Raw genomic sequence first — 22,726 nt, 5'->3', positions numbered from 1 at the left:
TTGCGCCATCCCCCAGTTTTGTTGCCGAGGTTCCCATGTCCGGCTCGACCCGCACCAGCGCCGATCTCGACCCGCGCCGCCGCAAGATCCTGTTCCGCGCCTGGCACCGCGGCATGCGGGAGATGGACCTGATCATGGGCCGCTTCGCCGACGAGGCCATCGCCGGCTTCAGCGAGGCCGAGCTCGACGAATTCGAACGGCTGATCGAGGTGCCGGACCGCGACCTGCTCGGCTGGATCACCGGCGAGATCGCCGTGCCGGAGAACTACGACACGGAACTGTTCCGCCGGCTGAAGGCTTTCCATCGGCACGACAAGCCGATTCATGCGTGAGCGCTGATGAAGTGCGCGCTGTCATCCCGGGCGTAGCGAAGCGTAGACCCGGGATCCATTCCGGAACGCTGCCGATAGAGGTTCAGGCATGGATCCCGGATCGGCGCCGCTTCGCGGCTTGTCCGGGATGACCTCAGATATTTGAGAAACGACGACGTCCATGAGCATCCCGCCCCCCTCCCAGATCGCCAAGCCCCAGCTCGACTGCCTGCTCGACGCGCTGAACCGGGGCGACAAGCCGACGCTGGCCGGCGTGCCGGACGGCTTCGACGCCGTGGTCCTCGCCGATCTCACCCGCGCCCGGGCGAAGAAGGCCGAGGGGCCCGCGCTGCTCGTCTTCATCGCGCGTGACGGCCAGCGCCTGCAGGTGCTTGAGAGCGCACTGCAATTCGTCGCGCCCGATCTCGAGGTGATGAGCTTCCCGGCCTGGGATTGCCAGCCTTATGACCGTGTCTCTCCCGCGCCTGCCATTGTAGCGCACCGGATGACGACGCTGTCGCGCCTCGCCAGGACCAAGTCGGGCGAGCGACCGCGCCTGCTGCTGACCACCGTCAATGCCGCGCTCCAGCGCGTGCCGGCCTTCGGCAAGGTCGCCTCGGAAAGCTTCTCGGCGGCGCCGGGCAACATGGTCGACATCGAGGAGCTGGCGCGCTGGCTCGACATCAACGGCTATCTGCGCACCTCGACGGTGCGCGAGACCGGCGAATTCGCCGTGCGCGGCGGCATCGTCGACCTGTTCCCGCCCGGCATGCCGGCCCCGATCCGGCTCGATTTCTTCGGCGACACGCTGGAATCGATCCGCACCTTCGATCCCGAGACGCAGCGCACCACCGGCCAGCTCCGCGGCCTCGACCTCGTGCCCATGTCCGAGGCGCAGATGACCAGCGAGAGCATCCGCCGCTTCCGCCAGTCCTATATTTCGACCTTCGGCACGCCCGGCCGCGACGACACGCTCTACGAGGCGGTGAGCGAAGGCCGCCGTCCGGCCGGGCTGGAGCATTGGCTGCCGCTGCTGGCCGAGAAGCTCGACACGCTCTTCACCTATCTGCCGGACGTGCCGCTGGTGCTCGATCATCAGGCGGAGGATGCCGTCGGTGAGCGCATCAGCCTGATCAAGGACTATTACGACGCCCGCAAGGCGGCGCTGGAGCAGCCCGGAGCGGGCGGCATCCCCTACAAGCCCCTGCCGCCGGAAGCGCTCTACCTTTCGCCGGCCGACTGGCGCGGCATCGTCGACAATGCGGGCGTCGCGAGCCTGACCCCGTTCCAGTTGCCCGACAGTGAAGGCAAGCTCGTCCTCGATCTCGGCGGCAAGCAGGGCCGCAGCTTCGCGGCCGAGCGCGCAGGCGATTCCGGCAGCGTCTTCGAGGCCGCGGTCGGCCATGTCCGCGCGCTGGAGGCCGAGGGCAAGCGCGTCATCCTCGCCGCCTGGTCGGAAGGCTCGCGCGAGCGCCTCGCCCATGTGCTCGAGGACCATGGGCTGAAGAGCGTCCAGATGACCGGCTCGCTGCGCGCCGCCTTCGACCTGAAACCGGGGACGGTCGCGCTCGCGGTCTGGGGCTTCGAGGCGGGCTTTGAGGCCGGGCGCCTCGCTGTCATCGGCGAGCAGGACATCCTCGGCGACCGCCTCGTCCGCCCGCGCCGCAAGACCAGGCGGCCGCAGGACTTCATCGCGGAACTGTCCTCGCTCGCGCCGGGCGACATCGTGGTCCATGTCGACCACGGCATCGGCCGCTTCGTCGGGCTGCAATCGATCGAGGCAGCCGGCGCGCCGCATGATTGCTGCGAGATCCATTACGCCGGCGACACCAAGCTCTTCCTGCCGGTCGAGAATATCGAACTCCTGTCGCGCTACGGCTCCGAAGATACGGAAGTCCAGCTCGACCGGCTCGGCGGTGGCGGCTGGCAGGCGCGCAAGGCCAAGCTCAAGCAGCGCATCCGCGAGATGGCGGGCAAGCTCATCCAGGTCGCGGCCGCCCGCGCGCTCAAGGACGCGCCGCGCCTCGTGCCGCCGGCCGGCGTCTATGACGAGTTCTGCGCCCGCTTCCCCTATGAGGAGACCGAGGACCAGCAGAACACCATCGATGCCGTGCTGGACGATCTCGCCGCCGGGCGGCCGATGGACCGGCTCGTCTGCGGCGATGTCGGCTTCGGCAAGACCGAGGTCGCGCTGCGCGCCGCCTTCGCCGCGGCGCTCAACGGCAAGCAGGTCGCGGTCGTGGTGCCGACGACGCTGCTCGCCCGCCAGCATTACCGCAATTTCGCGGATCGTTTCGCCGGCTTGCCGGTCAGGGTCGGGCAGGCCTCGCGCTTCGTCGGCTCGGCCGATCTCAAGGCGGTGAAGCAGGGCGCGAAGGACGGCACGATGGACATCGTCGTCGGCACGCATGCGCTGCTCGGCAAGGGCGTCGACTTCAAGGATCTCGGCCTCGTCATCGTCGATGAGGAGCAGCATTTCGGCGTCGCCCATAAGGAGAAGCTGAAGGAATTGCGCGCCGAGGTGCATATGCTGACGCTCTCGGCGACGCCGATCCCGCGCACCCTCCAGCTCGCCATGACCGGGGTGCGCGAGCTCTCGATCATCGCGACGCCGCCGGTCGATCGGCTCGCGGTGCGTACCTTCGTCACGCCCTTCGACCCGCTGATCGTTCGCGAAGCCCTTCTGCGTGAAAGATATCGCGGAGGGCGGTCGTTCTATGTCGTGCCGCGCATCGAGGACATCGCCGAGGTCAAGGACTTCCTCGACAAGCAGGTGCCGGAATGCAAGGTCGGCATCGCCCATGGCCAGATGGCGGCCGGCACGCTGGAAGACGTGATGACCGCCTTCTATGACGGCCAGTACGACATCCTCCTCTCGACCACGATCGTCGAGTCGGGTCTCGACATCCCGACCGCCAACACGCTGATCGTGCATCGGGCCGACATGTTCGGCCTCGCCCAGCTCTACCAGCTCCGCGGCCGGGTCGGCCGCTCGAAGACGCGCGCCTATGCGCTCTTCACCGTGCCCGCCAACCGCAAGCTGACCGAGCAGGCCGACAAGCGGCTGAAGGTCCTGCAATCGCTCGACACGCTCGGCGCCGGCTTCCAGCTCGCCAGCCACGATCTCGACATCCGCGGCGCCGGCAACCTGCTCGGCGACGAGCAGTCCGGCCATATCAAGGAGGTCGGCTACGAGCTCTACCAGCAGATGCTGGAGGAGGCGGTGGCGGCGCTCAAGGCCGGCATCGAGTTCGAGACCGAGACGCAATGGTCGCCGGCGATCCAGGTCGGCGCGCCGGTGATGATCCCGGAGCATTACGTCGCCGACCTGACGCTGAGGCTGACGCTCTACAAGCGCCTCTCGACCATGGACGACGACGCCGAATTGCAATCCTTCGGCGCCGAATTGGTCGACCGCTTCGGCCCGCTGCCGGAGGAGGTCGACCAGCTTCTGGAGATCGTCGCGATCAAGGCGTTGTGCAAGCGCGCCAATGTCGAGAAGGTCGAGGCCGGGCCGAAGGGCATCATCGTCGCCTTCCGCGGCAACGAGTTCGCCAATCCCGAGGGGCTGGTGAGCTTCGTCGCCAGGCAGGGCACGCTGGCCAAGGTGCGCCCCGACATGCGCGTGGTCTTCATCGACGATTTCGCCACCGTCGAGCAGCGGCTGAAGGCGACGCGCCGGCTATTGACCGATCTCGCCCGCATCGCCGAGCGCAAGAAGGCGGCTTGACCGGGCAGGCCCGCCCCGGCCGCGACGGCGCCGGCATTTGACCGCGCCTGCGGTTCCGGCGGATAGTCGGAACGGGGGAGTCGGTAACAGCAGGACAGGGCGATCATGCTGTCGATTTCGAACCATCTGGCCGTGATCCTGACGGGACTGGCGCTCTGCGGCTGCATGCAGCGGCTGCCGACGGCCGAAAGCCTGACGCGGCCGACGGCGGAAGCCTTCGCCCGGCTCGGAAGCTGGACGCCATGGGGCGCGAAGCCGGAGCCGGAGCCTCCACCGATCGTTGCCGAGCTCCCGCCCCCGGCGCCGGAGGCGCTGCCCGCCGCCCGGCTCCCGGAACCCGTTGCCCCGGCGGCGCGACGACACCGCGAGAGGCCTCGCCCGGAAAGCGCCGCCAGGCTCGCCACCGCGAAGCGGGTGCCGGTCGCTCCCGTCCGCGCCGCGCCGCCCGCGGAGGAGCCGCCCGCCCTGGTGCCCGCCCGGATGTCCTGCCAGACCACGGCCCAGCCCGGCGAGCGCGTCAGGATGGAGTGCAGGCCCGCCGATTGAGGGCCGGTCCGGCCGAAGCGGGGCATCCGCCGTATCCGTCTCTCGGCGCGGCCGCGAGCTTGCGTCTCTCAGCGCGGCCGCGGGCTTGCATCTGCCGGCCGAAGCTTTTCTCCTGCCCCGAACGATGACCCGCGTCGATTCGCAAGGGGCCGAATAGTGCGGCCTTGCGGCGTCGGCATATCGGGCTGGGAGGTCCAGGATGGCGGATATCTGGTTGCGTGAGGTTGCCGAGCAATTCGGCGTGCGCGGCGCGTTGCGCCGGCTCGGCGGCGAATACGACCTCAACTTCCGGGGCGAAACCGCCGAGGGAGACGTCATCGTCAAGGCGATGCGGCCGCAGGGCGAGCCGGCCCTGGTCGAGCAGCAATGCGCCGCGATCCGGCACGCGCTCGCCGCCGACCCGGCGCTGCCGCTGCCGCGCCTTCTCCCGGCCGGGGAGGCGCGGCTCTGGCGCGAGGCAACGGACGAGGCCGGGCAACGGCGCATGGTCTGGGCCCAGCGCGCCTTCGCCGGAATCCCGATGGGCGAGGCCGGCCCGCAATCGCCCGCCGTCCTGTCCGAGCTGGGAGCGCTGACGGCGCGGCTCGACCTCGCGCTGCGCGATTTCGCGGTCACGCCCGCGCCGGACGCGGCGAAATGGGACCTGACCCGGGCCGGCTGGATCAAGCCGCATCTGGATCTGCTCGAAGGCCCGCGCCGCGCGCGCGTCGCGGGGATCGTCGCCGCCTATGAGGCGCTCGCGCCGGCGCTCGACCGCCTGCCGCGGCAGACCCTGCACAACGATCTCAACGACTTCAACATCCTGGTCGAGCCCCGCCTGGGCGGCCCGGCCCGGATCAGCGGCGTGATCGATTTCGGCGACATGACGATGGGGCCGCGCGTCTGCGAGATCGCCATCGCCGCCGCCTACGCCATCCTCGACCATGAGACGCCGGAGGCCGCGCTTGCCGCCTTCGTCGCCGGCTATCATGCCGTCTCGGCCCTGAGCGCCGAGGAGATCGACCTGATCTGGCCGCTCACGCGCATGCGTCTGGCGGTCAGCGTCGTCAACTCGACGATCGAGGCCAGGGACCGGCCGGACGATCCCTATGTCACGATCTCGCAGGCCCCGGCCTGGCGGCTCCTCGAGAACGCCGCCATCGACGGCGAATTGATGGGACCGCGCCTGCGCAACGCCTGCGGCCTGCCCGTCACCGACGCCGCCGGGCGCATCGCCGCCTGGATCGCCGGGCAGCGCGGGCGCTTCGCGCCGGTGCTCGGCCGCCCGCTCGACGATCTCCCGGCCGGTTCGCTCGCCGTCGCCGAAGCGACCGTTCCGCAGAACCCCTTCCACCTGCGCGCCGACGAGGCCCGCCATCTCGGCGCCGGCATCGGCGTCACCGCCGAATGGTGGCTCGGCCATTATGGCGAGCCGCGGCTGGTCTATACCGACAAGGCCTTCCGCAAGGGGCCCTGGCTCGCCTCCAACCGCCGCACCATCCATATGGCGGTCGACATCTTCGCGCCGGCGGGGGAGCCGGTCCGCGCGCCCCTGGCCGGCCGCGTCGCGCTGGCCGAGAACCGGACGGGCCATCTCGACTATGGCGGCGTCGTCATCCTGGAGCACCGCACGCCGGACGGCGACGTCTTCCACACGCTCTACGGCCATCTCGCGGCCAAGGTCGCGGCCGGATTGACGCCCGGGCAGGAGATCGCGGCGGGCGAGGCCTTCGCCGAGCTCGGCCCGGCCGAGGAGAATGGCGGCTGGGAGCCGCATCTGCATTTCCAGCTCGCCCTGACGCTGGACGGCATGGGCCATGACTGGCCGGGCGTCGCCGATCCCGACGACTGGGCGCTCTGGCAGGCGATCTGCCCGAACCCCGCCGCTCTGCTCAACCTGCCCGACGAGCGCGTCGCCTATCGGCCGGTCGACGAGGAGGCGCTGCTGGCCGAGCGCAAGGCCCGTTTCGGCGCCAATCTCAAATTGAGCTACGAGCGCCCGGTCACCTTCCTGCGCGGCTGGCGCCACCATCTCTTCGACACGATGGGCCGGCCCTATCTCGACGCCTACAACAACGTGCCGCATGTCGGCCACGCCCATCCGCGCATCCGGGCCGTGGCGATGGACCAGCTCGCGCGGATGAATTCCAACACGCGCTATCTGCACCCGGCGCCGATGGCGCTGGCCGAGCGGCTGACGGCGAAGCTGCCGAAGGAGCTGGAAATCTGCTTCTTCGTCAATTCCGGCTCCGAGGCGAACGAGCTGGCGCTGCGGCTCGCCCGCGCCGCCAGCGGCGGCTACGACATCGTCACGCCCGATCACGGCTATCACGGCAACACCACCGGCGCGATCGACATCTCGGCCTACAAGTTCAACAAGCCGAACATGGGCGGCCGCAAGCCCTGGGTGCAGCTCGTCGACGTCGCCGACGACTATCGCGGCCGCTTCCGCCGCGACGATCCCGACCGGGCGCTACATTATGCCCGGCAGGTCGACGGCGCGCTCGCCGCCATCGCGGCGCGCGGCGGCAAGGTCGCGGGCTTCATCGCCGAGACCTTTCCCAGCGTCGGCGGCCAGATCATTCCGCCGCCCGGTTATCTCGCAGCGGTCTATGAGCGCATCCGCGCCGCCGGCGGCATCTGCATCGCCGACGAGGTCCAGACCGGGCTCGGCCGCCTCGGCGATTATTATTTCGGCTTCGAGCAGCAGCAGGTCCGGCCGGATATCGTCGTGCTCGGCAAGCCGCTCGGCAACGGCCATCCGATCGGCGCGGTCATCACCACCCGCGCCATCGCCGAGCGTTTCGCCGAGGGGCCGGAGTATTTCTCGACCTTCGGCGGCTCGAACCTCTCCTGCCGCATCGCCTCTGAAGTGCTCGACATCGTCGAGGAGGAGGGGCTTTCGGCCAATGCCAGGGCGATGGGCGAGCAGTTGCTGTCCGGATTGCGGACGCTGGCGCAGGACCATCCCGTCATCGGCGACGTGCGCGGCATCGGGCTCTTCCTCGGCCTCGAGCTGGTCGAGGACCGCGACACGCTGGAGCCGGCGACCGAAGCGGCCGCCCACGTCATGAACCGGCTGCGCGAGATGCGCATCCTGGTCGGGCGGGAGGGCCCGGCCGACAATATTCTCAAGATCCGCCCCCCGCTGACCATCGCCGCCGACGATGTCGGGATGATCCTCGACCGGCTGAGGATCTGCCTGCGCGAGGTCGAGGCCGCGCGCCGCTGACCGGGGCGAGGCGGCCCGGGCCCTCCGGCCGGGTCCGCCTCCCGCCGCGGCCGGCGGCGGCTACCCGACGCGCAGCACCTTCTTGAGGAAATGGGAGAAGGAGCCGCGCTTCTTCTTGCGCTCGACGTCTTCCTGGCTTCTGAGCCAGGTCATCTGGACGACGCGCCTCTCGCCGACGAAGGAGGTGTGTCCGTGCCATGAATTGTCGGCCCGGCGGAACGCGAAGAAGGAGCCGATGACCGGGCTGATCTCCTCGACCATGTCCTCGAAATCCGTTCCGTTGCGCAGCACCCTCAGGCGCCCTGCGGGCGAATCCTGCCAGCTCTCGTTCAGGTAGACGAGCATCGTCGCGATCTTGGCTTCGCTGTCGGTATGGATGCGCCCGTCCTTGGCCGCCGAGAGCTTGCGCACGGTGATCATCTTCGGCCGGCCGACGAGATCGATATCGAGCTTCTCGGAGGCGATTCGCGAGACTTCCTCGCTCTTCATCTCGTCCAGCAGGGTGGCGAAGCTGCCCCGGGCGGTCAGGTCCTCTTCGGGAAAGAAACCCGCCTCGCGGATATCGGGAAAATCGGCCTTGAGGGAGTCGACGGCGCCGGGCTGGATGCCGTGGTCCCCGACGAGGTAGTGATAGGGTTGTCGCTCGAGACGGGCAACGCGGAAGGCATCGATATTGAGGCAGGAGTAAGCCGTAGGCATGATGGTTCTCTCCCGATGCGATGCATGATTTCCTTTTGGTCAGGCCAGGGCATTGCGCCGACTTCGTCAGCTTGGAGCCTCGCATTCCATGATCGACGAAAGGGACGGCGCCTGCGCTCCGCTCTGCGAAAGGCGGTGACGGAAGCGGGTCCGCGCAGCCTGTCCCCATAGCGTCCGAGCGCCGCAGACTACAACGCGCGCAAGGCGTTGGAAAGCGAGGCGGCGCGCCCCTGCCGCCCCCGGATTGCGGCCGCTCCGCCGAGGCACCGGGGCGGAGCGTCACAAGACGGTCATGAGCCCGGCGCTATGGCAGCCCCATGCAACCCGTGACAGCTCCCCGGGCGGGCAAGCCAAGCCTGCCGTTCCCGATGCGCGTCGACGCGGCTTCCGAGCCGCCTCTGCTGCGCCTGCGCGATTTCTCCGTCTCGGTGCAGGGCGGCGTGCCGATCGTGCGCGGTGTCGAGCTTTCGGTCGCCCGCGGCGAAGCGATCGGCATCGTCGGCGAATCCGGCTGCGGCAAGAGCATCACCTGGCTCGCGGCGCTGCGCCTTCTCGGCCATGGCGCGACGACGGGCGGGGCGGCCCTTCTGGAGGGGCGCGACCTCACGGGCCTTTCCGAGCGCGAGCTGGCGCGCGTGCGCGGCGGCCGCATCGCGCTGATCTTCCAGGACCCCTCCAGCGCGCTGAATCCGGTCCAGCGCATCGGCACGCAGCTTGGCGAGGTGCTGCGCCTCCATCGCGGCCTGAGGGGAGAAGCGGCGCGGCGCGAGGCCCTGCGCCTGCTCGACCGGGTTGGGATCGCCGATGGCCCCCGACGCCTGCGCCAGTATCCGCATGAATTCTCCGGAGGCATGAACCAGCGCGTGATGATCGCGCTCGCCCTGGCCGGCGAGCCCGATCTGCTGGTCGCGGACGAGCCGACGACCGCGCTCGACGCCACCATCCAGGCGCAGGTGCTCGATCTCATCCGCGATCTCCGCCGCGAGACCGGCATGGCGCTCGTGCTGATCTCGCACGATATCGGCGTCGTCGGCGATCTCTGCGACCGGATAGCGGTGATGTATGCCGGGCGGATCGTCGAGACCGCGTCGACGCGGGACCTGCTCGCCCGCCCGCGCCATCCCTATACGCAGGGCCTGCTCGCGGCGCTGCCGACGCTCGACGGGCCGCGCCGGCGGCTGACCCCGATTCCGGGCACGGTGCCGGCCCCTGCCGACATCCCGCCGGGCTGCGCCTTCGCGCCGCGCTGCCCTTCCGCGATCGCGCGCTGCGGCGCGGAGCTGCCGGAGCTGGCTTTCGCGGCCCAGGACCAGCGCGCCGCCTGCCTGCGGCTCGCGGAGCTGCCGCCGCCCGAGGCCGAAGCGGATATCGCCGCGGCAGCGGCCCGGCCTCTGGAGCTGCCGGCATGACGGCGCTGCTCGACGTCCACGACCTCGCCCGCGCCTATCCGGTCGCGGCGGCGGGAGGCGAGCGCCGGACCCTGCACGCCGTCGACGGCGTGAGCTTTACCCTTGCACGCGGCAAGACACTCGGGCTGGTCGGCGAATCCGGTTGCGGCAAGTCGACCACGGCCAAGCTCACGCTCGGCCTGCTGCCGGCGACGCGCGGGCGGATCGCCTTCGAGGGCGCAGCGGTGACGGCCGAGCGCGACCGGCATTGGCGGGCCCTGCGCCGGCGCATGCAGATGGTGCATCAGGACCCGCTGGCGGCGCTGGACCGGCGCCTGCCGGTGGGCGCGCAGGTGGTCGAGCCGCTGGTCATCCACGGGCTGGAGTCGGGGTCGGCGGCCCGGCGGCAGAAGGCGCTGGCGCTGTTCGAGGCGGTGGGGCTGCGCGCCGATCTCTTCGCGCGCTATCCGCACGAGCTTTCCGGCGGGCAGCGCCAGCGGGTCGTGCTGGCGCGCGCCCTGGTGCTCGGCCCGGCGCTGCTCGTCTGCGACGAGCCGATCTCGGCGCTCGACGTCTCGGTCGCCGCCCAGGTGGTCAATCTGATGCAGGACCTGCAGGCGCGCTTCGGCACGGCCTATCTGTTCATCAGCCACGATCTCAAGGTCGTGCGCCAGATCGCCGACGAGGTCGCGGTGATGTATCTCGGGCGCGTCGTCGAGCAGGGGCCGCCCGACGCCCTGTTCCATGCGCCGGCCCATCCCTATACGGAGGCTCTGGTCTCGGCCGTGCCGACGCCGTTGCGCGGCACGCAAGGGCGCATCATCCTGAAGGGCGATCCGCCGAATCCGGTCGAGCGTCCCTGCGGCTGCGCCTTCCATCCGCGCTGCCCGCGCGCCGTGGCCCGCTGCCGGGAGGAGGTTCCGCCGCTGCGGCCGGCGGCCGACGGCCGCCTTGCCGCCTGTCACCTGGCCGCCGCCGTGCCGGCGGCGGCCCCTGCCGCGACCAGCCTCCGGGAGACGCCATGAGCCGCCTCGATTCCCCTGCCGCCGACCGCGTCGTCGTCGCCGTCTTCGACGGCCTGAGGCCCGACCTCGTCACGCCGGAGCTGACGCCCAACATCCTGCGCCTCGCCGCGCGCGGGACCTGGTTCCGCCAGGCGCGCAGCGTGTTTCCCTCGGTGACCCGCGTGGCGACGAGCTCGATCGCGGCCGGGGCGCCGCCGGTCGTCCACGGCATCGTCGGCAACGCCTTCTACCACCGGGAGGCGATCCCCGACCGGATGTTCGACACCGGCGACGCGGCGCTGATCCGGCGCGCCGAGGCGCATCACGACGGGCGCCTGCTCGCCGCCGACAGCTTCGGCGACGTGCTGGCGCGGGCCGGCAAGCGCCTCGCCGTGGTCCATACCGGCTCGGCCGGCTCGGCGCATTTCATCAATCCGCGCGCCCGCGCCAACGGGCACTGGACCTTCTCCATGCACGGGGCGGACGCGACGCAGACGCCGGAGGCGGTCGAGCAGGCGACGGCCCGCCTCGGCCCGCTGCCGGAGCGCGCGCTGCCGCGGCTGGGAGAGCTCGCCTATGGCGGGCGCGTGATGACCGACCTCGTCCTGCCCGAGCTCCGGCCGGATGTCGCGTTGGTCTGGTTCAACGAGCCCGACACCACCTTCCACTATCGCGGCCTGGGCTCGCCCGAGGCGATGGCCGGCCTGCGCGAGGCCGACCGCGCCTTCGGCGCCATCCTCGACTGGGTCGAGGCGCAGCCGGATGCGGAGCGCATCGCCGTCATCGCGGCCTCCGACCACGGCCAGATCTCGACCGGCTCGGTCGAGCCGCTGTTCGAGGCGGCGCGGCAGGGCGGCTTCGATCTCAGCGCCGCCAAGGCCATCGACGGCGCCACCCTCGTCGCCACCGGCGGCATCAGCGGCGAGATCCGCCTGCGGGCCGGCGACCGCGCCGAGATCGGCCGCGTCGCGGACTGGTTGATGCGGCATCCGGCGGTCGGCCATGTCTTCTCGCCGGACCGCAACGGCGTCGAGGGCGAGGTTCCGGGCACGCTCTCGCTCGCGCTGATGGGCGCCGGCCATGCCGCGCGGCAGCCGGAGCTGATGTTCATCCTGAAATCGAGCCTCGCCCCGGATCAGTACGGTCTGCCCGGCCTCGGCGCGATGACGCCCGGCGACGTGCCGCTCGGCGGCGGCATGCATGGCGGCATCAACCCGCACGAGCTGAACACCGTGCTGATCCTCGGCGCTGCCGGCGGCTCCGGCGGCGTCTCGCAGGAGCCGGCCGGCATCATCGACATCGGACCGACCGTGCTCGGCCTGCTGGGGCTCGCGCCCGCGGCCGGCATGGTCGGCCGCAACCTCGCCCGGCCGGCGCGGGAGGAGGGGCGCGTCCTGCGGCATTCGGCCGGGACGGGCGCCTTCGCGCAGCATGTCGATGTCGTCGAGCAGGACGGCCGCCGCTTCATCCTCGGCGGCGGGCAGTAGCGCCGTCCGGCGAAAAGAGCGCTGCGGACATTTCACCGAACAAAAGGGCGGCCACCGGCCGCCCTTTGCGTCTTCACCGCCTCGAACCGGCCTCTCAGGCCTTGCCGAAGCTGAGATTGTCCGGGCGCAGATCCATGAAATAGAAGGTCGTGGGCCGCCAGCCGATCGACTTCCTGATCGCATAGGCCTCGCTCGGCTGGTAGAGGATCGTCGCCGGAGCCTCGTCCTCCCAGGCGTCGAGCATCTCGGTGAAGAGCGCCTTGCGCTTCGCCGGATCGATCTCGGCCTCCAGCGCCGTGCCGGCCTTGTTGAAGGCCGCGGCCGAGGTCCAGAACTTCGACACCTGGATCTCGCCGGCCGGTCCCCACGCCACCCAGATCGAGCCGAGCGGATCGGGCAGGCGGGTGGAGTTCGACCAGTTGAAGATCTGCACGCCGGGACCGCGCAACTGCGCCGAGTTCTCGACGACCTGCAGGGAGGCGTTGATGCCGACGGCCTTCCACTGCTCGATCAGGATCTGGCCGGCTTCGAGCGCGTTGGTGTAGTAGTTCGCCTGGGTGCGATAGACCACCGGCTCGCCCTTGTAGCCGGCTTCCTTGAGCAGGGCCTTGGCCTTGTCGGGATCATAGGGCAGCTTGCGGCCCTCGACGAACATCGGGCCGTATTCCGGGAAATTGTGGCTGGCAGGAACCTCGGCCGTGCCCTGCCAGAGCGTGTCGACCAGCTTCTGCCGGTCGATGGCGAGGCAGAGCGCCTGCCGCACCCGCTTGTCGGCGAGGACCTTGTCCTGCTCGTTGAAGGCGAGCACATGGATGTTGGCGAGGACGACCGAGCGCACGTCGATGTCCTTGTAGCCGCCGACGACGCCCATCTGGTCGGGCGGGACGTTGGTGATGAGGTCGTAATCGCCCGCGACGAGGCCGGCGACGCGGGCCGCGAGCTCCGGCACGCGCTTGAAGGTGACGCGCTTCGCCGTGGGCTTGCCCATGAAATAGTCGTCGAAGGCCTCGAGCACCGTCGCATCCGCCGCCGCATGCGAGACGACCCGATAGGGGCCGGTCGCGACCGGCTTGCGCGAATAGGCCTCGAAACCCATCGCCTCATAGGCGCGCTTGTTGACGATCCAGGCGCACCAGGAGGCGAGGCGCTGCTCGAGCAGCACATCGGCGACCTTGGTCCTGAAGCGGACGGTGTAGCGGTCGATCGGCTCGACGCTGGCGAGGATGCCGAAATAGGGCCTGCCGCCCGGGATCTGCGCCTTCTCGCCCCGGAGACGGCCTTCGCGGAAGGTGTAGGCGACGTCCTCCGAGGTCAGCTCGTCGCCATTGTGGAACTTCACGCCCTGGCGCAGCGTGACCACGAGCTCCTGCGGCGAGACCCGCTCCCATTTCGTGGCGAGATGCGGCTTCAGCTCCGAGCCGCCGCCATCGGGCGCGCCGAGGAAGTCGCGGCGGATCAGCGTGTCGAAGATCGAATAGGTCACGCGGGTGCCGACATTGGACAGCTCGCGCGCGGGCTCGAGCGTCGCCGGCAGGTCGGCCACGGCCACGGTGAAGTTCGGCCGGGAATCGTCGCCCGCGGCGAAGGCCGGGCGAGCGCTGAGCAGAGCCGGGGCTACGGCCGCACCTTCCAGGAAACGGCGGCGGGAAATCGTCATGATGAACCTTCTCTTCGTCGGGCGGAGGCGGCGTCGCGGATCGGGCGGAGCGCCGATGACTGCCTTGCCTCAGCTTGGCGACAGGCCGGTGACAGCGCGGGCCGCGACGAGCAGGCGCGGATCGTCGAGCATGACCGCATCCGGGCGCAGCGCCAGGATCCGGCGCAGCCCGTCGGCATCGACGCGCCCGACCGGGAAGGCGGGATAGCCGGGCAGCGCGACCGAGCGCGGCTGGCCGACCATGACGACGCAGCGCATGCCGGCGGCCCGGACGGCGCCGATGCGGCTTTCGTCGGCTTCGGCCTGCCACAGCCGGAACCAGCCGGCCCCGGCCTCCCGCGCCTGCGCCACCGCATCGGGGTCGGCCGCGAAGGCGAGCAGCGCGAGATCGGGCGCGAGGGCGCGCGCCGCCGCGAGGAGGGCGGTCTCGCGCAGCCCCAGCACGCAGCGCCGCGAGGCGCCCGCCGCGGCGAGGACGGCGAGGATCGGCGGCAGGATTGCCGGCTCCGGCAGCTTGACGTCGAGCAGCAGGCCGAGCGGCTGCGAGGCCGCCACCGCCTCCTCGAGCGTCAGCAGGCCCGGCAGGAGGGCGCGCAGCGTGGCGAGGTCGGTGTCCGCGACCCGGCGCCGATCTCCCCCGATCCGCGCGAGATCGGCATCGTGCAGGCAGACGAGGCGGCCATCGGCGCTCAGGCGCAGATCGGTCTCGACCATCTCGGCACCGGCGGCGGCCGCGGCGCGGAACGCCGCGGCGCTGTTCTCCGCCGCGAGCAGCGCGCCGCCGCGATGCGCGATCGCGAGCGGCAACGGCGTGTCGGGAAAGGCCGTGCGCATGATCAATGCCTGTCGCTGGTGGGGTCGAACCGGTCGCGCAGCCAGTCGCCGAACAGGCTCATCGACAGCGTCGTGAGGAAGATCGCCAGGCCGGGGAAGACCGCGATCCACCAGGCGTTCAGCAGGTAGCGCCGGCCTTCGCCGAGCATCAGCCCGAGCGAGGTCCCCGGCGGCTGCACGCCGAGGCCGAGGAAGGAGAGCGAGGTTTCCAGCAGGATCGTGCCGGGGAAGTTCAGCGTCGCCTGCACCACCAGCGCGGCGGCGATATTGGGCAGGAGATGGCTCAGGATGACCCGCGACGACCCGGCGCCGAGCGCCTCGATGGCGTTGATGTAGTCGCTCTGCTGCTCGGAGACGACGAGCCCGCGCACCAGCCGCGTATAGCGGTCCCAGCCGTCGATGCTGACGAGCACGATGAAGAGGACGATATTGTTGCCGAAGAAGGCGAGCATGGTCAGCGCCAGGAACAGTGCCGGGATCGCCGCCTGGGCGTCGACGACCATCATGATCGCCTGGTCGACCGAGCCGCGCATGCGCGCCGCGACGAAGCCCAGCAGCGTCCCGAAGATCGCGCCGATCAGCGTGCCCATCACGGCGATCAGGATCGAGGTCCTGACCGCGAAGATCATCCGGCTCAGGATGTCGCGGCCGAGCTGGTCGGTGCCGAGCCAGTGCACGATGCCGCCGGCCTCCGTCAGCGGCGGCTTCAGCCGCGCCGCGAGATTCTGGGCGGTGTAGGGCAGCGGCGCCAGCCAGTCGGCGAGCAGCGCCACCAGCACCACGGCGAGCAGGAAGCAGGCCGAGAGCCTGACCACCGGCGACATCGCGCGGCCGCGGGAGCGGGCGGCCGGCGCGGGCCGGGCGTGAATGTCGACGGTTGTCATCAGGCGGGCTTTCCCTTGGCGCGCGCGAAGCCGCCGAGCCGCGGATCGATCAGGATATGCACGACATCGACCAGGAGATTGGCGCCGACCATGATCACCGTCACGGTGAAGATCACGGCCTGCACCACGGCGAGGTCCCGCGTCGCGACCGAATCGACCAGCAGCCGGCCGATTCCGGGCCAGGCGAAGATGGTCTCGACCACGGCGCTGCCGGCGAGGATGTGGCCGATCTCGAGGCCGATGAACATCAGCAGCGGCACGGCCGCGTTCGGCAGCGCGTGCCGGACGATCACCGCCAGCGGCATCACGCCGCGCCCGCGCGCGGCCCGGATATAGGGCTTGCCCAGCACCTCGAGCGTCGCGGTGCGGGCGAAGCGCGCGAGGCGGCCGGCGAGCGGCAGGCCGAGCGTCACGCTCGGCAGGATGAGATGCCGGAGGCTTTCCGAGCCGGCCGACGGCAGCACCCGCAATTTCAGCGCGAACAGCAGGATCAGGAGGATGCCGAGGAAGAAGACCGGAATGGCGTAGCCGAGCACGGCGGTCGCCATGGCCAGCCGGTCGGCGGCGCGGTTGTGGCGCAGCGCCGCCAGCATGCCGAGCGGCATGCCGACGAGCAGCGCCAGCATCAGGGCCGAGGCGCCGAGCAGGAAGGTCTTCGGCAGCGCCTCCGTCACGGCCGCGAAGGCGGGCCGCTCATCGGCGAAGGACAGGCCGAAATCGCCGCGCACGGCGCTGGCGACATAGCGCAGATACTGCTCCGCCAGCGGCCGGTCGAGGCCCCACAGCTCGCGGTAATGGGCGCGCACCTCCGGGGGCGTGTCGATCGACAGCATGATGTCGGCCGGGTCGCCCGCTAGGCGCAGGGCGACGAACACGGCCGACACGCAGATCGTCACGGTCAGCAGGGCGCGCAGGAGGCGAAGGGCGAGAAAGCGGAGCATGTGAGCCGGCAGCGGAGTCGCGGAACCGCGGTTCTGCCGGCCGCTCCACGACAGGCTGATGACGAAACCCCGGAACCGGGGCGGGCAGGGGATCGTCCGGCCGGTTTTCCGGCCCGGTCCGTCCCCCCGCAAACGCCGCCGGCAGCCGGCGCCGAAGCCGCTGGACCTTCGCGGCCGCCCATGCATTGCTGTGCCGCCAGGACAACGCGGCAGGCAATGCCGGAACGACTGGCGAGACCTTTGGAGGGAACACCATGAAGGAAGAGGAAATCCGCGGCCTGGTCGCGGATGTGAAGGACGGCACGCTGTCGCGACGATCCTTCATTCAGAGAATGGCGGCCGTGGGCATCACCGCCCCGATCGCGAGCCAGATCCTGGCCTGGAACGACGTCGCGATGGCGGACGCCACGGTCAAGTACAAGCCGACCAAGGCCGGCGGCGGCGGGCCGCTCAAGATCCTGCTCTGGCAGGCGCCAACCCTGCTCAACCCGCATTTCGCCGCGGGCACCAAGGACCAGATCGCCTGCCGCGTCTTCTACGAGCCGCTCGCCGGCTGGGACAAGGAAGGCAACCTCATCCCGCAGCTCGCGGCCGAGATCCCGACCAAGGCCAATGGCGGCCTGTCGGAGGACGGCAAGAGCGTGACCTGGAAGCTGAAGCAGGGCGTGAAATGGCATGACGGCAAGCCGTTCACCGCCGACGACGTCGTCTTCAACTGGGAATATGCCGCCGATCCGGCGACCGCCGCCTACACCACCGGCTCCTATGTCAACATCAAGGTCGAGAAGGTCGACGACCACACGGTCAAGGTGATCTTCAAGGAGCCGACGCCGTTCTGGGCCGACCCCTTCGTCGGCGTCGTCGGCATGATCATCCCGAAGCACCATTTCGCCGAATACAAGGGCGCCAAGTCGCGCGAGGCGCCGCTCAACCTGAAGCCGATCGGCACCGGCCCCTACAAATTCGTCGACTTCAAGCCCGGCGACCTGCTGCTCGGCGAGCGCAACCCCGACTATCACGTCAAGAACCAGCCGCATTTCGACACGGTCGAGGCCAAGGGCGGCGGCGACGCCGTCTCGGCGGCGCGGGCCGTGCTGCAGACCGGCGAATACGACTATGCTTGGAACCTGCAGGTCGAGGACGAGGTCCTCAAGCGGATGGAGACCGGCGGGCGCGGCAAGGTGGTCGCGGTTCCGGCCGGCGACCTCGAATTCATCACGCTGAACACGACCGATCCCTGGACCGAGGTCGACGGCGAGCGCTCCAGCGTCAAGACCAAGCACCCGACGCTCTCCGACCCGAAGGTGCGCGCCGCGCTGAACCTGCTGATCGACCGCGACTCGATCGAGAAGTTCATCTATGGCCGCGGCGGCACCGCGACGGCGAGCTTCGTCAACGAGCCGAAGCGCTTCAAGTCGACCAAGCTCAAATACGAGTTCAACATCGACAAGGCCAACAAGATCCTCGACGAGGCTGGCTGGAAGAAGGGCGCCGACGGCATCCGCGAGAAGGACGGCAAGAAGCTCAAATACGTCTTCCAGACCTCGATCAACGCCCCCCGCCAGAAGACGCAGGCGATCATCAAGCAGGCCTGCCAGCGCGCCGGCATCGAGCTCGAGCTGAAATCGGTCACGGCCTCGGTGTTCTTCTCCTCCGACGTCGCGAACCCGGACACCTACACCAAGCTGTATTGCGACATGGAAATGTATACGCAGACGCAGCCCCAGCCCGATCCGGAGCGCTTCCTCAACCAGTGCGTCTCCTGGGAGGTCGCCAGCAAGGAGAACAAGTGGCTGGGCCGCAACGTCTCGCGCTACACCGACCCGGAGGCCGACAAGGCCTACAAGGCGGCGCAGACGGAGCTTGACCCGGCCAAGCGCGCCGCGCTGCTGATCAAGGTCAACGAGATCTTCTGCGAGGCCAATATCTTCCTGCCGATCATCTCCCGCACGGTCGTCGGCGCCGCCGCCAACAACCTGACGGCGGACATATCGGGTTGGGAGGTCACCACCTGGAACCTCGCGGCCTGGTATCGCGACTGACCGGAACTGTCACTGCAAGGACCGGCCCCCAGGGGCCGGTCCGGCCGTGCCTGCCGCGCGGCCTGCCGGGCATTCTCAGCCGGTCTGCGCGGGCAGGCCGGCCGGATAGATCATGCTCTTCACCAGCCCCGCCTCGTTGGCGGCGTGGCGGCGGAACGCGGCCGGCCCTTCGGCCAGCGTGAAGCGGTGGCTGATCACCGCCTCGACATCGACCTTGCCCTGGGCCACCAGCGCGATCGCGCGCGGATAGACATGGCCCATCCGGCGCGAGAACTTGATGTTCAGCCCGCGCCTGCGCGCTTCCGCGGCGGGGATCACATAGCGGTCGCCGTCCGGGATGCCGACGAGCACGACCCGGCCGCCGATGCGGGCGGCGCGGATGGCATCGCGAAAGCCCTCGGGCGCATTGGTCGCCTCGATCACCAGCGGCAGGCCTTCGCCCTCCGTCCAGGCCGCGATATCGGCGACGCTCGCGCCTGCCTTGTCCGCACCCAGCCTGAGCGCGAGCGCGCGGCGATGCGGCTGCGGATCGCAGGCGAGGATCTCGCCGGCCCCGGCCGTCCGCAGCACCTGCAGGATCAGCAGCCCGATCGGGCCGCAGCCGACCAGCGCCACGCGCTCCAGCAGCCGCGGCCTGGCCAGGTCGACCGCATGGATCGCGACGCCGAGCGGCTCGAGCATCACCGCATCGCTCGGCGAGAAGCTCTCCGGCACCGCGACGATCTGCGACTTCGGCACCCAGATCCGCTCGGTCATCGCCCCGTCATGCGGCGGCGCCCCGATGAAGGCGACCTCGGGGCAGAGATTGGGGTGGCCGCTCCGGCAATGCGCGCAATGCCCGCAGGCCCGGTTCGGATCGACCGCGACCAGCGCGCCGCGCACCAGCCCCCATTCCGGCAGGTCCTCGGTGAGCCAGCCGGAGAATTCATGGCCGGGCACGAAGGGCGCCGCGATCACGGCCGAGCCGATTCCGCCGTCCTTGTAGTAGTGCAGGTCGCTGCCGCAGAGCCCGACGGCCGCGACCTCGACCAGGGTTTCCCCGGCCGCCCCCGCGCGCAGGTTGAACGGCGCGACCCGGGCATCGCCGGCGGCATGGAGGAAGACGGCATGGGACATGGCGGATCGACACTCGTTCGGCGAAACAGTCCTTTAACAAATGTATTCTGTTTATTACATTGGTTTGCGTCAAGCGTGAAACCGAAACGGCTCAGCACGTTGTGGGAGAGAGCGAAAGCGATGTAAGCCGGTTCCGAGGATCACGCCGAGCCCCGCCGCGCCTGCCCGGGCGGCATGCCCATCGCAGCAGGATACCGCCATGCCGGAGGAAACCCAGACGCAGGTCCGAGCCGCCTGGCTCTACTACATGGAGGGCCTGACCCAGGCGGAGATCGCGAGCCGCCTGAAGATGACCCGCCTGCGCGTCAACCGGTTGCTGGTCGAGGCCCGCAGCAGCGGCCTGGTCAACATCACCATCAATTCGCGGCTGGAGAGCTGCGTCCGCCTCGAGCGCGCGCTCGTCGCCGCATTCGGCCTGAAGCAGGCGATCGTCGTGCCCGGCCCCGCCGATCCCGGCCAGACCGCCGCGCAGATCGGCAAGGCGGCCGGCGAATTCGTCTCGAAGATCATCGAGGAGAGGCCGTCCGGCATTTTCGGCGTCGGCTGGGGCGGCACCTTGCGGGAAACCATCCGCCATGTCCGCCCCGGGCAGTATCGCGACCTCGCGGTGACCTCGATGATGGGCGGGCTGACCTACGGCATCGAGATCAACACCTTCGAGACCGCCAGCCGCTTCGCGCGGCTCTGGCAGGCCGAATGCCATTATCTCGCGGCGCCGATCTATGCCGGCACGCCGCAATCGCGCGACACCATCCTGGCGCAGGACGTCTTCGAGGCCGCCTTCGCGCGCATCCAGGCGACGGATGTCGCGATCCTGAGCGCGGGCGATCTGAGCGATCGTTCGCTGCTGGTGCGCTATGGGCTTCCGGGCGATGTCGGCGTCGCGGAGCTGGCCGAATCCGGGGCCGTCGGCGACATGCTGGGGCAGTTCATCGACCGCAACGGCCAGGCCGTCGCCCATCCGATCAACCGCCGCGCCATCGCCCTGCCGCTCGCCGGGCTGCGCCGGATCCCGACCGTGATCCTCGCTTCCGGCGGGCTCAACAAGGCGCAGATCATCGCCGCGACCCTGCGCGGCCGACTGGCCTCGGTGCTGATCACGGACGAGGACGCGGCGGCGGCGGTTCTGGCGAGCGAGGCGCCCGGGAGCGCCTGATCCTGCGGGCGCTCAAGCGCTGCGGATCGCCGCCAGCAGTTCGTCGTGGATCAGGCCGTTCGTGACGATCTTCTCCAGATCCTCGTCGCGCGAATCCAGGCCCTCGACGGTGGTGACCTTGCCGCCGGCCGCGCGCACCAGCGGCATCGCCGCGGCATGCGAGACGATATCGGCCTTCAGGCCGATGAAGGCGTCGAGCCGGCCCGCCGCCACCAGCGACATCTCCAGCCCGCCGGAGACGATGACGCGCACGCCGCGGCACAGCCCGGCGAGGCGGCGGATCACGTCGCTCGTCCGGTTGGCTTCCGCGGCCGTATAATGCGAGGTCAGGCAGATCGAGACGACGGCGTCGCTCAGCCGGCGCGTCGCCGAGACGCGGGCCGGCCGGCCGTCGACCGTCGCCTCGCCCCCTTCGGCGAAGCGGGCGGACAGCCCCGCCCGCGGCGCATGCGTCAGGCCGATAAGGGTGCGGCCCTCTTCCTGATAGGCCAGGGTCACGGAGAACCAGGGCAGGCCGGCGGCGTAGTTCACGGTCCCGTCCAGCGGGTCGATGATCCAGCGCGGCGCCTGCCCGGAGCCGGAGAAGCCGGCCTCCTCGGAGAGGATCGCCGCCTCCGGCGTCAGGGCGCGCAGGCCGTCGATGACGAGGCGCTCGGAGGCGAGGTCCGCCGCCGTCACGACGTCGTTGAGCTCCTTGCGCGTCACGTCGAGCTCGGCGCCCTGCATCTGCACAAGCACCTCGCCGGCCCGGCGCGCCAGCTCCTCGGACTGGTCGAGCAGGGCGAGGAGGCGTGGTTGGGTCATGATGCAGGCACCGTTTGCGGCTTTCCGGGATAGGCGGGATCGAGCACGAAATCCCGGATCGGTCCATAGTCCCCGATCGGCTGGAGATGGCTGACCAGGCCGAGCCCCGGCTTCCAGACATGAAGGGCGAGGGCGGGCGGCTCCATCACGAAGCGGTTCTCCGTGCCGGGCCTGAGATCGAGCGCCACCTGATGGGCGGTGCCCGGCACGACATAGCCGATGGTGCCGGCGAAACGGAGCTGGATCGGCCGGTGGTAATGGCCGCAGAGCACGCGCTCGATCTCGGGATGAGCGGCGATCAGCCTGGCGAAGCCCGGCGAGACCTGGCAGGGCATGACGTCCATGCCGTCGACGCCGACCGCGAAGGGCGGGTGGTGCATGAAGATCGCCGTCGGCTTGCCCTGTCCCTCCGCCAGCCGCTCGGCCAGCCAGGCCTCGCGGGCGGCGCAGATCTCGCCGCCGTCCTCGCCCGCGATCACCGTGTCGAGCCCGATCAGCCGGACCGGGAAATCGTCGACCGCATAGTGCAGGAAGCCGGACTGCGGCAGGTAGGGGTGACCGGGGCGGAGCTCCGCGCGCAGCGTCTCGCGGCGGTCGTGGTTTCCGGGGATGACATAGACCGGCATCGGCAGCCGCTCGAGCGCGGCGCGGACGATGCCGTATTCCTCCGGCAGCCCGCAATCGGAAAGGTCCCCGGTGACCAGCACGCAATCGGGCCGCGGGTCGAGCTTCAGGATCTGGTCGACCGCGCGCGCGATCGCCGGGTTGGTGTCGACGACGCCATAGGCGGGGCTGCCATGGGGGCGGGCATGGAGATCGCTGATCTGGGCGATGATCATCGGAAAGCCTTTGGAGCGAGGACCGGCATGGACTCTCGGCCCGCATCCTGAGGAGCATCCTTCGAGACGCCGCTTGC

At 70.1% G+C, this 22,726-nt stretch carries 17 protein-coding genes; 9 read left to right on the top strand and 8 right to left on the bottom strand.

Annotated elements, in window-relative coordinates:
- The first annotated feature begins 35 nt into the window (after window positions 1-35).
- The 4 genes from ACWH43_RS12305 (at window position 36) to ACWH43_RS12290 (ending at window position 7,798) form a co-directional block, all read left to right on the top strand.
- Window positions 36-332: an FAD assembly factor SdhE gene (locus tag ACWH43_RS12305; protein WP_158443695.1), complete on the top strand. Its 297-nt coding sequence runs from the start codon at window positions 36-38 to the stop codon at window positions 330-332.
- A 160-nt stretch (window positions 333-492) separates the two neighbouring features.
- The gene (mfd, locus tag ACWH43_RS12300; RefSeq protein ID WP_158443694.1) at window positions 493-4,041 is read left to right on the top strand and encodes a transcription-repair coupling factor; all 3,549 of its coding nucleotides are present in this window, start codon (window positions 493-495) and stop codon (window positions 4,039-4,041) included.
- 105 nt (window positions 4,042-4,146) lie between these two features.
- Window positions 4,147-4,587, top strand: a complete 441-nt coding sequence (locus ACWH43_RS12295; protein ID WP_158448239.1) for a hypothetical protein — start codon at window positions 4,147-4,149, stop codon at window positions 4,585-4,587.
- Between the two features lie 214 nt (window positions 4,588-4,801).
- Window positions 4,802-7,798 carry an aminotransferase class III-fold pyridoxal phosphate-dependent enzyme gene (locus ACWH43_RS12290; protein ID WP_260348314.1) on the top strand — a complete coding sequence of 999 codons (2,997 nt, stop codon included), beginning with the start codon at window positions 4,802-4,804 and terminating at the stop codon, window positions 7,796-7,798.
- Window positions 7,799-7,858: 60 nt separating this feature from the next.
- Here the strand turns inward: ACWH43_RS12290 and ACWH43_RS12285 are convergent, their stop codons facing one another.
- Window positions 7,859-8,497 carry a 2OG-Fe(II) oxygenase family protein gene (locus ACWH43_RS12285; RefSeq protein WP_158445787.1) on the bottom strand — a complete coding sequence of 213 codons (639 nt, stop codon included), beginning with the start codon at window positions 8,495-8,497 and terminating at the stop codon, window positions 7,859-7,861.
- A 368-nt stretch (window positions 8,498-8,865) separates the two neighbouring features.
- On the opposite strand from ACWH43_RS12285, the gene ACWH43_RS12280 reads away from it, so the two are divergent.
- The 3 genes from ACWH43_RS12280 to ACWH43_RS12270 are packed head-to-tail and all read left to right on the top strand — an operon-like array spanning window position 8,866 to window position 12,376.
- Window positions 8,866-9,906: an ABC transporter ATP-binding protein gene (locus ACWH43_RS12280; protein ID WP_260348386.1), complete on the top strand. Its 1,041-nt coding sequence runs from the start codon at window positions 8,866-8,868 to the stop codon at window positions 9,904-9,906.
- Window positions 9,903-10,910 (top strand): ABC transporter ATP-binding protein, encoded by a 1,008-nt coding sequence (locus ACWH43_RS12275; RefSeq protein WP_158445788.1) that lies wholly within the window; start codon window positions 9,903-9,905, stop codon window positions 10,908-10,910. The genes ACWH43_RS12280 and ACWH43_RS12275 overlap by 4 nt, the downstream gene beginning before the upstream one ends.
- Window positions 10,907-12,376: an alkaline phosphatase family protein gene (locus ACWH43_RS12270; protein WP_158445789.1), complete on the top strand. Its 1,470-nt coding sequence runs from the start codon at window positions 10,907-10,909 to the stop codon at window positions 12,374-12,376. Before ACWH43_RS12275 ends, ACWH43_RS12270 begins: the two co-directional genes overlap by 4 nt.
- Window positions 12,377-12,470: 94 nt before the next feature.
- On the opposite strand, the gene ACWH43_RS12265 is transcribed toward ACWH43_RS12270, so the two are convergent.
- From ACWH43_RS12265 to ACWH43_RS12250, 4 genes are all read right to left on the bottom strand, one after another.
- Complete coding sequence (locus ACWH43_RS12265; RefSeq protein WP_260348313.1) at window positions 12,471-14,033, bottom strand: ABC transporter substrate-binding protein; 1,563 nt, start codon at window positions 14,031-14,033, stop codon at window positions 12,471-12,473.
- Window positions 14,034-14,102: 69 nt separating this feature from the next.
- Complete coding sequence (locus tag ACWH43_RS12260; protein WP_158448127.1) at window positions 14,103-14,867, bottom strand: glycerophosphodiester phosphodiesterase; 765 nt, start codon at window positions 14,865-14,867, stop codon at window positions 14,103-14,105.
- A 2-nt stretch (window positions 14,868-14,869) separates the two neighbouring features.
- On the bottom strand, window positions 14,870-15,751 hold the full coding sequence (locus ACWH43_RS12255; protein ID WP_158446805.1) for an ABC transporter permease: 882 nt from the start codon (window positions 15,749-15,751) through the stop codon (window positions 14,870-14,872).
- The gene (locus ACWH43_RS12250; protein WP_158446804.1) at window positions 15,751-16,692 is read right to left on the bottom strand and encodes an ABC transporter permease; all 942 of its coding nucleotides are present in this window, start codon (window positions 16,690-16,692) and stop codon (window positions 15,751-15,753) included. The genes ACWH43_RS12255 and ACWH43_RS12250 overlap by 1 nt, the downstream gene beginning before the upstream one ends.
- A gap of 254 nt (window positions 16,693-16,946) precedes the next feature.
- Between ACWH43_RS12250 and ACWH43_RS12245 the strand changes: the two genes are divergently transcribed.
- The gene (locus tag ACWH43_RS12245; RefSeq protein WP_158448126.1) at window positions 16,947-18,734 is read left to right on the top strand and encodes a peptide ABC transporter substrate-binding protein; all 1,788 of its coding nucleotides are present in this window, start codon (window positions 16,947-16,949) and stop codon (window positions 18,732-18,734) included.
- Window positions 18,735-18,809: 75 nt separating this feature from the next.
- On the opposite strand, the gene ACWH43_RS12240 is transcribed toward ACWH43_RS12245, so the two are convergent.
- Window positions 18,810-19,850: a zinc-dependent alcohol dehydrogenase gene (locus ACWH43_RS12240; protein WP_158445785.1), complete on the bottom strand. Its 1,041-nt coding sequence runs from the start codon at window positions 19,848-19,850 to the stop codon at window positions 18,810-18,812.
- A 199-nt stretch (window positions 19,851-20,049) separates the two neighbouring features.
- Here ACWH43_RS12240 and ACWH43_RS12235 point away from each other — a divergent pair, with 199 nt between their 5' ends.
- Window positions 20,050-21,006, top strand: coding sequence for a sugar-binding transcriptional regulator (locus ACWH43_RS12235; RefSeq protein WP_158445784.1), 957 nt, complete (start codon window positions 20,050-20,052; stop codon window positions 21,004-21,006).
- Between the two features lie 12 nt (window positions 21,007-21,018).
- Here the strand turns inward: ACWH43_RS12235 and ACWH43_RS12230 are convergent, their stop codons facing one another.
- Complete coding sequence (locus tag ACWH43_RS12230) at window positions 21,019-21,810, bottom strand: inositol monophosphatase family protein (protein ID WP_158445783.1); 792 nt, start codon at window positions 21,808-21,810, stop codon at window positions 21,019-21,021.
- Window positions 21,807-22,649 (bottom strand): phosphodiesterase, encoded by an 843-nt coding sequence (locus tag ACWH43_RS12225; RefSeq protein WP_158445782.1) that lies wholly within the window; start codon window positions 22,647-22,649, stop codon window positions 21,807-21,809. Before ACWH43_RS12225 ends, ACWH43_RS12230 begins: the two co-directional genes overlap by 4 nt.
- Between the last annotated feature and the right edge of the window lie 77 nt (window positions 22,650-22,726).

Source organism: Allobosea minatitlanensis (assembly GCF_964020775.1).
This window is presented reverse-complemented; position numbering and strand designations above follow the sequence as displayed.